Origin of the sequence: Streptomyces sp. NRRL WC-3549 (assembly GCF_000721935.1) — a bacterium.
In the GTDB taxonomy this organism is placed as follows: Bacteria; Actinomycetota; Actinomycetes; order Streptomycetales; family Streptomycetaceae; genus Streptomyces.
Window position 1 is genome coordinate 53953 of the sequence record NZ_KL585403.1, and the last position, 15771, is coordinate 69723.

Here is a 15771-nt window from a genome sequence, read left to right on the forward strand (position 1 = left end):
ATGTGTATAAGAGACAGGCGTACGTCTGGGCGCGGCCCCCGCGGGCACCGGACGCGGCCCCCTGCTGAGGGCGGCGGCCCGTCCTCTGGTGCGCCTCGGCTCCCGCTACGCCGTACGACGCCGGCGCGCCCTCACCGACGCCGCCCACCCGGCGGCCGGAGACATCCTCAAGTACCTCGCCCGCGGCGACGCCGTACGCCGGGACCTGCGCGACCTCGTGGCCACCCTCCCGCCGCCCGTGGTCCTGCTCGGACACAGCCTCGGCGGCGTCATCTGTCTCGACACCCTGATATCCGGCCGGCTGCCCGGGGTCGAACTGCTCGTCACCGTCGGCTCGCAGGGCCCCTTCCTGTACGAGACGGGAGCGCTGCCCTCGCTCGTCCACCCCGATCCGCTCCCCGGTCACGTCCCGCCGTGGCTGAACCTCTACGACCGCCGCGACCTCCTCGGCCACGCGGCCGAGCCCCTCTTCCCCGGCCGCGCCCACGACGTCGCGACCGACAGCCGGCAGCCCTTCCCCGTCGCCCACAGCGCCTACTGGAGCGACCCGGCGGTCTACCGCGCGCTCGCGGAGCGTCTCCCGTGACCCGCCACGCCGTGCCGCCGGAGCGCGTCGTCGCCCTCGTCGTCGGCATCGAGCGGTACGGCGCCGGGGCGGCCTGGGACCTGCCCGGGCCCGCCCGGGACGCCCTGCGCTTCCGTGACTGGCTGCTGGCGCGCGGGGTGCCGGAGAGCCGCATCCTGCTCCATCTCGCGCCGCTGCCGGGCTCCGAGCCCGGCGCCCCGTTCCGGCCGGCCGACCACGACAGTCTGCGCCGCGCGCTCGTCACCGACGTACCGGAACGCGGCGGTGACGCCCTGTGGGTCTGGTGGGGCGGCCACGGCGTCCTCGACACGGACGAACACCTGCGCCTCTACAGCGCCGACGCCACCGTGGCCGACCGGCGCAACATCGACCTCGATTCGGCCCGCGCCCTGTTCAGGACCGACGCGGTGACGGGCCTGGCCCGGCAGATGTGGATGGCCGACGCCTGCCGGACCTTCGACGAACAGCACCACTTCCCCCAGACGCTGCCCGGTGAACGCCTGCCCATGGGCCGGCGGGTCCAGGCGCACGAACAGACCGTGATGCTCGCCGCCGGGCGGGGGCAGCGCGCGGCCAACGATCCCGAGCGCCGGCTCGGACTGTTCTCGGACATCGTTCTGGACTCGCTTCCGGACGATCCGCTGCCCGATCCGGTCCCTCTCCTGGCAGCGGTCGAGGCGAGGATGCACGGGCTGCGGAAGGCCGGTCTCACCGGTCAGCTCCCCGACTACTTCCTCGCGAGGCCGGGGTGGACGACGACGGGCCCACCGGCCCCCGCCCCACCCGCGCCGGCCGGTGCGGCACCCGCGTCGCCGGGCCACCCGATGCTCCGTCTCATCGACGCGCTGCTGGCGTATCCCCTGATGAGCGACCGTGACGAACGGCAGGCACTCGTCAACGAACTGCCCGCGGACGTCGTGTCCCGGATGCCACGCCACAGCATGCCGCGCACCGACCTGGTGGGGATCCTCCGCACGCTCCGCCCCCGGCCCCGGACGCTGTGGCAGCTGTACGACGCCGTCACCCTGCTCGACCCCGACCCCGAGCGCGCCACCGGACTCAAGGGCGCCCTACAGGACTTCGTGGAGGGGACCGGCCCCGGGACGTGACCGGACGGCGTGATCACACGGGTTCCGGGAAGGGGGCCGAGTCGTCATGATGGAGGAAGAGGTGGCATCCCGTGCCACCGCACGCGAAGGGGGAGCGCGCCTTGCACCAGCCGGTACCCGCCGAGGGCACACCCGACCACATCGAATCCGACCTCATGGACCTGGACTCCGTGCGCCTCGCCGACGTGCGGTGCATCCAGGCCGCCCCAGCCGGTCCACGTCTGCTCGCGGAGCTCCGGCGGGCGCGGCACAACGCGATGGGCGGCGGGGAACCCGGACGCGCCGAATAGCCGGTCCGGCCGAGCACGATCCGTCCACGACAGGGAGCGAGATGTACGCCCCGATCCGTATGCCCGGCCCGCTGTTCGACGAGATAGCCGCCGGGGGCGGCTCACCCGAGGCCGTCGCGTTCCTGGTGCGAGGCGAACGAACCCGTCGCCTCGTGCTGCTGCGCGCGCTCCTGGACCGGCTCGACGCGGACCCCGCCCTCCTCGGCCCCCTGGACGCGACCGCGGCCTGGACCGCGCTGGAGGAGGCCGCCACTCGTGCCCCGGGACCGGTCGACGACCTGCTGCTGAGTCCCCAGGTCGGCAGCTGGCTCGCCCACACCCTGCGCCGCCTGCACGGCACGGCCTCCGGGCCCCCGCTGTGGGCGGACGCCGGACAGCTCGCCGCCGTCGCCGCGACGGCCGCCGTCCACGCGGGTACGGAGACCACCCTCCTGCTGCCCGCCCGGGGCGCGTCCGTCAGCCTGCCCGCGCTGGGCATGGTCCGGCTGCCCGGCCCGGACGAGGACGGCTTCCACGCCGTGCCGATCGAGGTCCGCGCCGGCCGGATCACGGTCCACGGCCCGCACGGGCCAGGTGTCAGCGTACGGCCGCTCGACGCACCGGAGTCCGCCCACTGGCTGCCGGTGCACCGGCTTCCGACCGGGCCCGGGATCGCGCCCCGGCGCCTCGGCCCGGACGAACTCCACGCCTGGCAGGACCTCTTCGCGGACGCGGTGGCACTGCTCCGGCGGGACGCGGACGCCGGCCCCGGAGGCCTGCGGCCCGAGGAGATCAGCCGGATCGTCCCCTGGCAGCCGACGGACCGGGAGAGCGGCCTGCCCGTGCCGTCCTCGGGACTCAGCGCCTCCACCGGTGACGCCTTCGCCTCCATGGTGATCGCCCGGCCCCCTGACCCCGTCGCGCTCGCCGAGACCCTCGTCCACGAGTTCCAGCACAGCAAACTGGGCGCCCTGCTCCACCTCTTCCCGCTCATCGAGGACGACGAGCGGGCCGAGCTCCACTACGCGCCCTGGCGCGCCGACCCCCGCCACCTGCCCGGACTCCTGCACGGCGCCTACGCCTTCGTCGGCGTCACCGGATTCTGGCGGGCCCGGGCCCGCGACACGGACGCGGGCCCGCGGGACCGGGCGGCGTTCCTCTTCGCGCTGCGCCGGCTCCAGACCCGTATGGTCCTGCGCACCCTGGCCACCCGGGCCCGGTTGACGGTCGCCGGGCAGCGGCTCGTCGCCCGGCTGACCGGGACCGTCGACGGCTGGCTGCGCGAACCGGTCGAACCCGCCGCCCTGGCCAGGGCCCGGGCCGCGGCCGTCAGCCACCGGGTGGAGTGGCGGCTGCGCAACCTGCGCTGCGGCCAGGACGAGCGGGACCGCCTGGCCAAGGCGTGGCGCTTCGGGTCCGTCCCCGTCCGGGGCGGCGAGCCGCTGGTCGCGCCGGGGCCGGGCGGTTACTGGCAGGACGACCGGTGCGCGCTGTACATGGCGCCGGACACCGCCGCCGGGACCGGGCCGGGCGCCGACGCACTGCTGGTCGCGGGGCACCCGCGGGCCGCCCTGTCGGCGTACGCGGCCCGCCTGGCCGCCGGGGGAGCGCCCGGGGCGAGGGTGCCCGCCGGGGGAGCGCCGGAGGCGGGGGTGTCCGACCCGCACGCGCTGGCGGGCTGGCTCCTCGCCCATACGGCGCTGCGGCCGGCGGACCGGCGCCTGCTGGCCCGGCCCGAGCGGTCGGCCGCGCTGTTCGGCATGGTGGAACCGGCCCGCTGGGCCGAGGCCGCCCGCTGGCTCGCCGGATGACGGGGACGGCAGGAGTGGCGGCGAGCAGCAGCCGGACGTGCCGTGGGGTGTCCTTTCCATGGGGGGACGGAGGATGTACCTACCGCGGCCCCAGGGTGAGGACGCGGTCCACGCCGGCGGTCAGCTCCAGCAGGAATGGAGGACCGTCCGGGCGGGGCTCGCTGAGGGCGAACGCGTCGCCCGTGCGCAGATCGACGCGGACGTCACGGGTGGGCCGCAGGACGGCCGTGGCGCCCGACTCGGACCAGCGCAGGTCCAGTTCGGCGCCGAACCGGGTCCGTACGCCCCGCAGATCGCCGGACGGACAGGCGGCGGGCGGCGCCGGGAGCAGGACGAGGCGGCCCGGCGTGGACTGGACGAGCGACTCGATGACAGCGGAGGGCAGGGTGTGTGCCGCGTCCGCGTTGTAGACGTCGCGGCAGGGGTAGTGCGCGCTCATCAGCGAGTCGTGGAAGAAGTCGCCGCCCAGCACCGCGTCCAGCGCCGCCGCCACCCGCGCCGGGTCCCGCAGCCGGGCCGCGATCAGCGCGTGGTGCAGATGCCCGTGCGCGGAGTCGTTCTCCGCCCCGCGCAGCTCCAGGGCGCGGTGCGCGGCGGCCGCCTCCCGGGGGGTGTCGTACGGGTTGATCTCGTCCAGCGGCCACACCGGGTAGAGATGGCTCAGATGGCGGTGGTCGTACGTCTCCTCCAGGCCCGGCCAGGCCCACTCCGCGAGCGCCCCGTCCTCGTTGACCAGGTAGTCGGGCAGCCTGTCGGCGAGCGCCGACCAGTGAGCCGCGGACGGGTGGCCCGGTGCGTGCGCCGCCGCCGTGGTCAGGGCGCGGCCCGCCGCGATGTCCATGGTGGCGTTGACCGTGCCCCAGCTCGCGTTGGCCGGCCTGTTCTCCGGGGAGTACGACGGGACGAGGGCCAACCGCCCGTCCGGGTCCTCGCGGGTGAGGAAGTCCTCGTAGAACAGCGCCACCTCGACCAGGGCGCCGGTCAGCCAGGGGTCCGGCGCCCCCGTCGTCACCTCGGCGTGTTCCAGGAGCGGGCAGCGGGTAGGCGCGCTGGAAGTGCCGGGTGTGCCCCGACTCGCCGTCCGTGTGGGAGGGCGCGACGATGCCCCGCGCCCCGAAGATCGCCCGCGCGTTGTCCCGCCAGTCCGGCAACTGCCCCTTCACCAGGGTCGCGTGGGCCTCGGTGACCTCGGGCAGGGCCGCCACCGCCGCCGAGGAGATCTGCAGGTTGAGATTGGCGTTCGTGGTGAACGCCCCGGACCAGGCGGTGTCCCAGTCGCCGGTCCACAGCCCGGTCAGCCGCGGCGGCAGCGTCCCGGAGGCGGAGAGCAGGTGGTAGCGGCCCGCCGCGAAGAGGCGTTCCAGCAGCGCCGGGCTCTTCGGGCGGCGCAGCAGTTCGCTGCCGGGCAGCTCCCGCTCACCGGCGGCGTCCCGCAGCGTGAGGGACGCCCTCCCGTACGCCGTGCCGTGCGCGGGCCGGTGCCGGGCGAACAGCGAGGCGTACTCCGCGTCGGGCAGGTCCGCCCACAGAGCCCCGGCGTCGGGGCACCCGGTTCCCCGGTGCACCCGGGTCGTCAGCGTCAGAGCGCGCGCCCCCTCGACCCGGATGCCCTCGCCCGCCACGGAGACCGTGCCGCCGTCGACCCGTGCCACCGTCACCCCGGTGTACGCCAGGTCGCCGTCCGGGTAGCCGACCCGCAGCGCGAGGCGCGCGCCGTTCGGCGTCAGCGCCGTCGAACGCCCCACCGCCAGCCGCGCCGGGGCGCCGGGCAGCAGGGGATCGAGCCAGATCTCCGCGCCGAGCCCGAGATCGGTGACGTGCTGCACGACGACGTCGTCGGTCCGGGACACGAACACCCGGCTGCACCACGCCTCGTACGAGGCGCTGACCTCGCCCGTGGTGAAGTCGAGCTCGCGCCGGTATCCGGCGACCGCCTCGTGCATGCCCCGGTCGCGGCGGACGCGGGTCTGGAACCCCGGGTGGAAGGGCTGCACCCACATCAGCGGACGGCCCTCGCCGAACTCCTCGGCCGCCGTCACGTCACCGTCCAGCAGGGCGTCCTGGAGACGGCCGAGCCGGTCGGCCAGCTCCGGCGGACGCACGCCCTCGCTGCCGTTGGGCCGCACCAGGAGATGATGGCTGACGATCACCCGGTCGTCCGCCGGATCGCCGTACACCATCGCGCCGTGGCTGCCGTTGCCGCTGAGGAAGGCGTCCTCCCAGCGGGCGGCGGGGGCCGGTTCCCACGTGCCGTCGATCATGCCGGGAGGTCTCTCAGCACCGCGACCCCGTACCGGCCCAGCTCCAGCCGGCCGTCCGCCACGGCGCCGGTGAGCAGGTCCGTGTACCGGCCCGGCAGCTCCACCGTCACCGGTGAGCGCCCGTGGTGGAGCAGGAACAGCAGTGCGCCCCGGCGCACCGCCTCCACCCCGGCGGGCAGCCCCTCCAGCACCGGGCGCACACCCGCCCCCGTGGTCACCCGGCCGAGCAGCGCGCGCAGCGCCTCCGGTTCCGGCAGCGTCGAGACGTACCAGGCCGAGCCCTTGCGGAGGACCGCGGGCAGCCCGTCCAGCTCGCCGCCCCGGTAGGCGGACACCGTCTCCGCGCTGCCGTCCGGCTCCAGCTCCTCCGACCACAGGGTGCCGCGGAAACCCTCGCACTCCGCCACCTGGTCCGCGTCCAGCGGCCACCACTCGTGCACCGTACGGATGCCGAACAGCTCGCGCAGCCGGCCGTCCATGCCGCCGGGCCTGACCCGGTCGTCCTCGTCCGCGATGCCCGTGAAGAACCCGCAGACCAGGGTGCCGCCGTCGCGCACGTAGGCGACCAGGGCGTCGATCGCCGCGTCGCGCAGCAGGTAGAGCTGCGGCACGACGACCACGCGGTAGCCGCCGAGGTCGGCGTCCGGGCGGGCGAAGTCCACCGCCGTGCCGTTCTCCCACAGCCCCCGGTGCCAGGCCCGCACCACATCGGTGTACTCGACCAGCGTGGAGAGCCGGCCCTCCTGGGCGCTCGCCCACCACGCGTCCCAGTCGTGCAGCACGGCCACGTCGGCCCGCACCGGCGCCTCGGCCGCCTCCGGCCCGATCAGGGCGAGTTCGGCCCCGATCCGCTTGACCTCCTGGAAGGCGCGACCGTGTTCACCGGCGTGCGAAAGCATCGCCGAGTGGAACTTCTCCGCCCCCTGCCGTGACTGCCGCCACTGGAAGTAGCAGACCGCGTCGGCGCCCCGGGCCACCGACTGGAGCGACCAGAGGCGGTTCAGCCCTTCCGGCTTCGGCCGGTTGACGGGCCGCCAGTTGACGCCGCCCGCCGCCTGCTCCATCAGCATCCACGGACCGCCCGCCTGCGACCGCGTCATGTCGGCGAGCATCGCGTTGTACTGCCCGCCCCGCGGGTCGGCGGCGTCCGGATAGACGTCCACGGAGACCACGTCCTCCTGCTCCGCCCACGCCCAGCCGTCCTGACCGGCCCACAGCGGCATGAAGTTGGTCGTCACCGGGATGTGCGGGGTGTGCCGGGCCACGATGTCGCGCTCGGCGGTGAAGCACTCGAGCAGGGCGTCGGAGGTGAACCGCTTGAAGTCCAGCACCTGTGCCGGATTGCGCAGGTACTGGGCCGCGCGCGGCGGCAGGATCTCGGACCAGGCGTCGTACCGCTGGCTCCAGAAGGCCGTGCCCCAGGCCTCGTTGAGCGCGTCGAGGGAGGCGTGCCGGGCGGTCAGCCAGCGGCGGAAGTGCGCCGCCGTCTCGTCGCACCAGCAGTGCGTGCAGTACTCGTTGTTGATGTGCCACACGGTGAGCGCCGGGTGGTCCGCGTACCGTGCCGCGAGGTCCTCGGTGAGCGCGGCGGCGTACCGGCGGTAGACCGGCGAGCTCGGGCAGAAGTGCTGGCGCGAACCGTAGGAGACCACCGTGCCGTCCTCCGCGCGCGGCAGGGTCTCGGGGTGCAGCGCGCCCATCCACGGCGGCGGGGACGAGGTGGGAGTGGCGAGGACCACCCCGATCCCGTGGGCGTGCAGCAGGTCCATCAGCCGGTCCAGCCAGCCGAACTCCCGTGCACCCGGGCGGGGTTCGATCTTCGCCCAGGAGAACACCCCGACGGTGACGGAGTTGACGCCGGCCTCGTTCATCAGCCGGACGTCGTCGGCCCACACCTCCTCGGGCCACTGCTCGGGGTTGTAGTCGCCCCCGAAGAGGAGGCGGCCACGGGTGGCGTCGTGCAGGGAGGGCATGGACGTCTCGTTCCTGGTGTCGTACGGGATGCCGGGGTGCGGGAGGCGGTGGGTTCAGCCCTTGACCGCGCCGGTGAGCATGCCCTTCTGGAAGTGCTTCTGGACGAACGGCGACAGCACGGCCACCGGGATCAGGGCGAGCACCATGACCGCCATCTGCACGGCCAGGCTGTTGATCTGCCCGCTGCTCACCGCCGCGCCCATCGCGCCGGGCGGGACCTGGTGCTGGAGGACCAGCTGGCGCAGGATCATCTGCAGCGGGTACTTGTCGCTGTCCTGGATGTACAGCATCGCGTTGAACCACTGGCTCCAGTAACCCACCGCGTAGAACAGCGAGATCACCGCGATGACCGCACGGGAGAGCGGCATGACGATCTGGAGCAGGATCCGCCACTCGCCGGCCCCGTCGATGCGGGCGGCGTCGATGAGCTCAGGCGCGGTGTCCATGAAGAAGCCGCGCAGGACGAGGATGTTGAAGACGCTGATGGCGCTCGGCAGGATCATCGACCAGTAGCTGTCGCTCAGCCCGATGCCGGTGACCAGCAGATAGGTCGGGATCAGACCGGCGCCGAAGAACATCGTCGCCATCATCGTCATCAGCAGCGGCCGGTGCCCGAAGGAGTCCTTGCGGCTCAGCCCGTAGGCGCACAGCACGGAGACCACCATGGAGAACACCGTGCCCACGACGGTCAGCCCGATGCTCACCGCCGCCGCCCGGGTGACGGCCCCGCCGCTGAGCAGTTCCTCGTACGCGACGAAGGTGACGCTCTTCGGCCAGACCACCAGGCCGCCCGCCTCGTTGATCGCCTTGGTGTCGGAGAGGCTGGTCACCACCACGACCCAGATGGGGACGAGGATCACCGCGCAGATGGCGAAGAGCCCGAAGCCCTTGAAGGCCATCCCCGCCTTGGTGGGCTCCTCCTCCCACACCGGGCGCGGCTCGGCGCGCAGGGCGCGCTGGAACGGGGTCGCGGTCCGCTCGGCGACGGGGGCCGCCGACCGCCCGCCGTCCTTCTTCGTGTCCAGGATCGTCGTCATTTCTTGGAGTACACCCCCTGCTCGCCCATCATGTGGGCGACCTTGTTGGCTCCCAGCACCATGGCGACGCTGAACAGTCCCTTGAAGACACCGGCGGCGGCCGCGTAGCCGAAGTCACCGGTCTTGATGCCCGTCCACCAGATGTAGGTGTCGAGGATTTCGGAGGCGCCCGCCCCCACCTGGTCCCGCTGGAGCAGGATCTGCTCGAAGTCGAGGTTGAGGGCGCTGCCGACCCGCAGCACCAGCAGCAGGGCGATGACGGGACGCAGGGCCGGGAGGGTGACGTGCCACATCCGGCGCCAGCGACCCGCACCGTCGACGGCCGCGGCCTCGTACAGGTCGGTGTTGACGGCGGCGAGTGCGGCCAGGAAGACGATCACGCCCCAGCCGGCGTCCTTCCAGACCGCCTGGGAGGTCACCAGGAACTTGAAGAAGCCCGGGTTGGTCATCAGGTCGAAGCCCTCGTGACCGTGTTCGCGCAGCCACTGCGCGACCAGGCCGGCGCCGCCGAACATCTGCTGGAAGACGGTGACGACGAGGACCCAGGAGAAGAAGTGCGGCAGATAGACGATCGCCTGGACCCAGGCCCGCACCCGGGCGCTCATGATCGTGTTGAGCAGCAGGGCGATGGCGATCGGGATGGGGAAGAAGAGGATCAGCTGGGTCAGGAAGATGACCAGCGTGTTCAGGAGGACTTCCCAGAAGCGGTAGTCCTGGAAGATCCGGGTGAAGTTGTCGAACCCGACGAAGGGGCTGCCCGTGATGCCGAGGTCGTACACGTCGTAGTCCTGGAAGGCCACGACGTTCCCGAGCAGCGGGATGTAGTTGAAGACCAGCAGCAGGGCCATCGCCGGCAGCGTCATCAGGATGAGCGTGCGGTCGCGGCGCAGTCGCAGCCGGCGTGTGATCCCGCCCCGGGCGGGCTGCTCCCCGGCGGCCCCGTCCTCCCGCCGGAGGGCGGACGGCCTGACCGCCCGTGATCTGCTCCGAGCGGCGTCGCCGGCCCGGCCGCCGCCCCCGGCCGGATCCGGCCCGTCCGTACGGCCCGCGTCACTCGCCACCGTCGCCCGAGGCTTCACCCTGTGCTCCCCATGTCGTGCTCTCCGCCCCGGCCGCCGGGGCTCCTCGTCCCCGGCGGCCTGCTGTTCCTTCGTCGTACGTACGGTTCGGGTGGCCCGTACGCGTCAGACGCCGGAGCCGTTCTTCTCGAGCAGCTCCTGGTACCAGTCGCGGAGCTTGTCGCCGCCGCTGTTCTTCCAGGTCGTCACCGCCGCGTCGACGTCGCTGACCTTCTTGCGGCCGCGCCGGACGTCCTTCTGCAGGTCGTCGAAGGGCGTGTACAGGGAGGCGTAGCGCTGGGGCTCGACGACCTGCATGCCGAAGAAGAGCGGCTTCTTCAGGTGCGGGGCCTGCCGGGCCATCCAGCCCGCGTAGTCCTCGACCAGCCGCGGCTCGTCCGGGAAGGCGATGGTGTGCGGCGGGGAGGCGACGTACAGCAGTGTCGCGGGCTGCGCCTCCTCGATGCCCTGCGGGGTGAAGGTCGGCACCCCGCCCTCGACCTTGTAGTGGGTGCCCTTGACGCCGTAGTTGGTGAGCATGAACTCCTCGGTGCCGTACGGGGCCGCGGCGAAGTCGGCGATCGCGAGGAACTCCTCGATCTTCTCCTTCGGCAGGTTCTTGTTGATGAAGGTGAAGATGCCCGCGGGGTCGTCCTGCCACAGGACCGGCGCGCCGCCGTCCGCCGCGAAGAAGTCCAGCGCCTGCATGTCGAACTTCGGGTTGGCGGCGGCCTGTTCGGTGACCATGCCCTTCCAGCCGCCGGTCCCGTCGTTGTACATCAGGACGTGGCCGCTGGTGAAGCGGATCTTGGAGTCGGCGTCCTTGTTGGCCTCGGCGTCCGGGTGGACGTACCCGCCGTCGTGGAGCTTGCGGGCGAAGGCGAGGGCCTCGCGGTACTCCTGGGTCTCGATCTTGTGGACCAGCTTGCCGCCCTCCAGCTGCCAGTAGTGCGGCGCGTCGGGCAGCAGGCCGTAGATCTTCTGGACGCAGGTCCACAGGTCGTCGAAGGCCCACACCTTGCTCTTCGGCGCGGTGTACTCCTTGCCGAAGGCGAGCAGGTCGTCCGCGCTCGCCGGCAGGGCGCCGGAGCCGAGCAGGTCCTTGCGGTAGAAGATCGCGTTGCCGATGACCGGGTTGGGCATGGGCAGGCCGCGCAGCTTGCCGCCGAAGACGGAGTACTGCCAGGCGCCGGTCGGGATGTTGGCCAGGTTCGGGTACTTCTTGACCGCGTCGCCCGCGAGGTAGGGGCTCAGATCGGCGAACTTCGCGGTGATCGCGTTGCGGATCTGCCCCTGCATGTTCCAGCCGGGGATGGTCATGACGTCGGGGAGGTCGGAGCCGGCCAGGACCGCGCCGATCTTGTCCTGGTAGGTGTTGCCGTCCTGCGGGTCGAAGTCGAGGGTCGAGCCGAGGGCCTTGTTCACCGCCGAGTAGTACGGGTTGTTCTTCTTGGGGACGGTGCCCCACAGCGGTGTCATGACCCGGAACGACGACCCCTTGCCCGGTGCCGACTTCACCGAGGCGACCAGCGGGTCGGGCAGCTCGGTGAACCCGGGGCTCGAACCGTTGACGCTCGCCACGTCGGGCTGGACCAGGTTCGACGGCACGTGGCTCGGCAGGACCTTCTTGAGCGCCTTGCCCGTGGTCGTGCCCTCCTTGCTGCTCGCCCCACCGGAACCGCTGCCCCCGCAGGCGGCGAGCAGCGGTGCTCCGCCGGCCACGGCGAGGGCGGCGAAGGCACCCGATGCGAGGAACCTTCTCCGGCTCGGGGCGGAGGAGGGGGCGGAATTCGGCGTCATTGCGTCAACCCTTCGAGGCGCACCAGGACGACACACGGCGGGTGAGCGCCGTTCGGTTCCTGTGTCTGAGGTGGGGCGTTACTGGCCGGGCCGGCTGTGTGCCACCGGCCGAGATGAAACGGTCCAACAGCGGTGCAACAGCGCCCCGAGACCGTCGAAGCGCTTCGATGTTGCAGCGAGATTAAGGGACGTACACCGGTCGCACAAGAGTCCGTTTCCAAATTCCTCCGACCTGTTCCCCCACCGTTTCCCGGGGGAGCGTCGGCCCGAACTGCCTCGTCGGAGGCTCTGCGGTCTTGACACCTGCGGGGTTGTCCGCCGAGCATCGAAGCGCTTCGAAAGATCTTTCCATGACGTCGAGGGCTCTTTCGGTGCCCGACGACCGGAAGACCTCCCACCTCTCCAAGGGGACCCGCACGTGACGGACCATCCGCTTCCCTTCCGTGACCCGCACCTGCCCTTCGCCGCCCGCGTCGACGACCTGCTCGGGCGGCTCACGCCCGACGAGCGGATCGCGATGCTGCACCAGTTCGCCCCCGCCGTGGAGCGGCTGGGGCTCGGACCGTTCCGCACCGGGCAGGAGGCGCTGCACGGGGTGGCCTGGATGGGACCGGCCACCGTCTTCCCGCAGGCCGTCGGCCTCGGCGCCACCTGGAACGAGGAGCTGGTCCGCCGGGTCGGCGAGGCCGTCGGCGACGAGGTCCGCGCCAAGCGCGCCACGGACGACCGGATCGGACTCAACGTCTGGGCGCCCACCGTGAATCTGCTGCGCCACCCGCTGTGGGGACGCGGTGAGGAGGGGTACGCCGAGGACCCGGCGCTCACCTCCGCCGTCGCCGTCGCCTACACCCGGGGGCTGCGCGGCGACCACCCGCACTACTGGCGCACCGCCCCGGTCCTCAAGCACTGGCTGGCCCACAACAACGAGACCGACCGCGACACCGCCTCCTCCTCCGTGCGCCCGCGCGTCCTGCACGAGTACGACCTGCGGGCCTTCCGCGACGCGGTACGGGCCGGAGCCGTGGCCGGGGTCATGCCCGCCTACAACCTGGTCAACGGCCGCCCCAACCACGTCTCCCCGCTGCTGGAGCAGCACCTGCGCAGCTGGACCGACCAGCCGCTCGTCGTCTGCTCGGACGCGGGCGCGCCCTCCAACCTGGTCGACTCCGAGCACTACTTCGACACCCACGAGGAGGCCGCCGCCGCCTCCCTGAAGGCGGGCGTCGACAGCTTCACCGACCACGGCCAGGACTCCTCCGTGACGACCGGCCGCATCCGCGGCGCCCTGGAGAAGGGGCTCCTGGACGAGGAGGACATCGACCGGGCCGTCCGCAGGCTCCTCGCCCTGCGCTTCGCGCTCGGGGAGTTCGATCCGGAGCTCGACCCGTACGCGGCGACGGACGCCTTCGACACCCCGGCCCACCGGGCGCTCGCCCAGGAGGCCGCCGAGCAGGCGGTGGTACTCCTCAAGAACGACGGGCTGCTGCCCCTGGCACCGGCCGGGGGCCGGACCGTCGCCGTGGTCGGACTGCTCGCCGACGCCTGCAAGCTCGACTGGTACAGCGGTACGCTCCTGCACCGCTCGACCCCGCTCGACGGTCTGCGCGAGCGCTACGGCGCCGAGAACGTGCTGTTCGCCGAAGGCGCCGACCGTATCCGGCTCGCCTGCGGGGACGGCTGGCTCCGGGTGCCCGAGGGCACCACCCCGGCCCACGGCGAGGCCCGGGGCGCGGAAGGCGCCCTGGACCCCGCGCTGCTGGCCGGCCGCACCGACCTCCCACCGCTGGCCGGCGGTGACACGGCCACCGAACTCTCCGTGGTCGACTGGGGCGACGGCGTCCTCACCTTCCGCACCGACGAGGGCCTGTACCTCTCGGTCGCCGACGACGGTTACGTCAGGGCGTCCGCGGACGAGCCGGGCGGCTGGGTCGTCCAGGAGACCTTCCGCAGGGAGGCGGTGGAGGGGCACGAGGACGGCCACCGCCTCGTACACATCGGAACCGGTGGATACGTGGCCGTCGCCGCCGACGGCGCGAAGGTCGCCGTCGCGGGCGAGAGGATCCCCGCCGCCGGTGCCACGGTCTTCAGGACCGAGACCGTGGAGCGCGGGGAGGACGCCGTGGCGCGGGTCGCCGCCGCCGCCGACACCGTGATCGTCGTCGCCGGCAACGACCCCCACATCAACGGCCGTGAGACCGAGGACCGCACCACGCTCGCGCTCCCCGCCCAGCAGGACCGCCTGTGGCGGGCGGCCCACGCCGTCAACCCGCGTACCGCCCTCGTCCTGACCTCCGCGTACCCCTACGCGGTCACGGACGCGGCGGCGGCCCTGCCCGCGCTGGTGTGGACCGCGCACGGCGGCCAGGCGGCGGGTACCGCGCTGGCCCGGGTCCTCGCCGGTGACGTGTCCCCGGCGGGCCGGCTCCCGCAGACCTGGTACGCCTCCGACGCCGACCTGCCCGGCCTGTTCGACTACGACCTCATCGGCTCGAAGCAGACCTACCTGTACTTCGACGGCACCCCCCTCTTCCCGTTCGGCCACGGGCTCGCCTACAGCCGCTTCGGGTACACGGAGCTGACCGCCGAACTGGAAGGCGACCGGCTGCGGGTGGCGCTGACCGTCACCAACGAGGGGCCCGTCGCCGCCGACGAGGTGGCCCAGCTCTACGTACGGGCCGCGCGCGCGGCGGACCGCGACCTGCCGCGCCGCAAGCTGGCCGGCCACCGCAGGGTGCACCTGGCGCCCGGGGCGTCGGAGCGTCTCGCCTTCACGGTGCCCCTCGAGGAGCTGGGGCACTGGAGCGTGGCGCACGGCCGCTGGACCGTCGAACCGGGCGTGTACGAGGTCCTGGCCGGTGCCTCCAGTGCCGACATCCGCCTCACCGCCACCGTCGAGACCGGGGGCGAGCCCTCCGGGCCGCGCCCCGTCGTGCGGCGGGGTCTGGAGGCGGCCGACTACGACACCCAGCAGGACACGGAGATCCTCGACCGGACGAAGGAGGACGGTGACGTCGTCGCCCCCGCCTCCTCGGACCGGCCGGGTGAACTGTGCTACCTCGACTGTGACTTCGGCTCCGGGGTGCACGGCCTGACGCTGACCGCGTCGGGCGCGGGCTCGGTCGCCGTCGAGGCCGGGGGCGCGAGGGCGGACGTCACCGTGCCCGACACCGGCGGAGCGTACGCCTTCCGCACCGTCGAGGCCGCCTTCGGCCCCCACGGTGTGCACGACGTGCGCGTCACCCTGCGGGGCACCGTGCGTCTGGCCCGTCTCGGCTTCACCCCGGCCGGGGGTGCCGAGTGACGCCCCCGCCGTCCGGCCCCCGACCGTGTCCCCGTGCCCCCGGCAAGGAGTCCTCATGAAGTTCACCGACGGCTTCTGGCTCATGCGTGAGGGCGTCAGCGCGTCCTACGCGACCGAGATCCGCGATCTGCGCGTCGAGGAGAGCCGGTTCACCGCGTACGCCGCCGTCAAACGGGTGGCGGCACGCGGCGACACCCTCAACACCCCGCTGATCACCGTCGAGTGCTTCTCGCCGGCCGAGGGCGTCATCGGCGTACGCGCCACCCACCACGCAGGGAAGGTCCGGCGCGGACCCGACTTCACCCTGCTGCCCGGGGACGAGGCCGCGCCCGCGGCCCGCACCCGCCGGGAGGGGGCGGTCACCGAGCTCTCCAGCGGCCCGCTCACCCTGCGCATGGACGGCGACGGGCCCTGGGGCCTCACCTTCCTCGGCCCGGACGGGCGCCGCCTGACCGGGGTCGACCCCAAGGGCACCGCCTTCGCCACCACTGCCGACGGCGCCCACCACATGGTCGCCCAGCTCGCCCTGGACGTCGGGGAGAACATCTACGGGCTCGGCGAGCGC

At 73.0% G+C, this 15771-nt stretch carries 9 protein-coding genes and 2 pseudogenes; 6 read left to right on the forward strand and 5 right to left on the reverse strand.

Annotated features, from left to right (window positions below):
- The first annotated feature begins 88 nt into the window (after positions 1 to 88).
- The 4 genes from IH13_RS0117625 to IH13_RS0117640 all read left to right on the forward strand — a co-directional run bounded on the left by IH13_RS0117625 (position 89) and on the right by IH13_RS0117640 (position 3775).
- Positions 89 to 586, forward strand: coding sequence for an alpha/beta fold hydrolase (locus IH13_RS0117625; RefSeq protein ID WP_234433319.1), 498 nt, complete (start codon positions 89 to 91; stop codon positions 584 to 586).
- Positions 583 to 1695: an effector-associated domain 2-containing protein gene (locus IH13_RS0117630; protein WP_031085541.1), complete on the forward strand. Its 1113-nt coding sequence runs from the start codon at positions 583 to 585 to the stop codon at positions 1693 to 1695. The genes IH13_RS0117625 and IH13_RS0117630 overlap by 4 nt, the downstream gene beginning before the upstream one ends.
- A gap of 101 nt (positions 1696 to 1796) precedes the next feature.
- Entirely contained in the window at positions 1797 to 1985 is a 189-nt protein-coding gene (locus IH13_RS0117635; RefSeq protein WP_051835865.1) for a hypothetical protein, read from the forward strand.
- A gap of 41 nt (positions 1986 to 2026) precedes the next feature.
- Positions 2027 to 3775, forward strand: coding sequence for an aKG-HExxH-type peptide beta-hydroxylase (locus IH13_RS0117640; RefSeq protein WP_031085545.1), 1749 nt, complete (start codon positions 2027 to 2029; stop codon positions 3773 to 3775).
- Between the two features lie 79 nt (positions 3776 to 3854).
- Here IH13_RS0117640 and IH13_RS37755 read toward each other — a convergent pair.
- The 5 genes and pseudogenes from IH13_RS37755 to IH13_RS0117665 form a co-directional block, all read right to left on the reverse strand.
- Positions 3855 to 6036 (reverse strand): annotated as a pseudogene (locus IH13_RS37755) (glycosyl hydrolase family 95 catalytic domain-containing protein).
- Positions 6033 to 8009, reverse strand: coding sequence for a beta-galactosidase (locus IH13_RS0117650; protein WP_031085548.1), 1977 nt, complete (start codon positions 8007 to 8009; stop codon positions 6033 to 6035). The pseudogene IH13_RS37755 and the gene IH13_RS0117650 overlap by 4 nt, the downstream one beginning before the upstream one ends.
- A 54-nt stretch (positions 8010 to 8063) precedes the next feature.
- Entirely contained in the window at positions 8064 to 9047 is a 984-nt protein-coding gene (locus IH13_RS0117655) for a carbohydrate ABC transporter permease (RefSeq protein WP_031085549.1), read from the reverse strand.
- On the reverse strand, positions 9044 to 10126 hold the full coding sequence (locus IH13_RS0117660) for an ABC transporter permease (protein WP_031085551.1): 1083 nt from the start codon (positions 10124 to 10126) through the stop codon (positions 9044 to 9046). Before IH13_RS0117660 ends, IH13_RS0117655 begins: the two co-directional genes overlap by 4 nt.
- Positions 10127 to 10231: 105 nt before the next feature.
- Positions 10232 to 11905, reverse strand: coding sequence for an extracellular solute-binding protein (locus IH13_RS0117665; protein WP_031085554.1), 1674 nt, complete (start codon positions 11903 to 11905; stop codon positions 10232 to 10234).
- Between the two features lie 418 nt (positions 11906 to 12323).
- Here IH13_RS0117665 and IH13_RS0117670 point away from each other — a divergent pair, with 418 nt between their 5' ends.
- Together IH13_RS0117670 and IH13_RS0117675 are read left to right on the forward strand one after the other, a co-directional pair.
- On the forward strand, positions 12324 to 15206 hold the full coding sequence (locus IH13_RS0117670; RefSeq protein ID WP_031085557.1) for a glycoside hydrolase family 3 C-terminal domain-containing protein: 2883 nt from the start codon (positions 12324 to 12326) through the stop codon (positions 15204 to 15206).
- 55 nt (positions 15207 to 15261) lie between these two features.
- Positions 15262 to 15771 (forward strand): annotated as a pseudogene (locus tag IH13_RS0117675) (alpha-xylosidase); the annotation flags it as partial.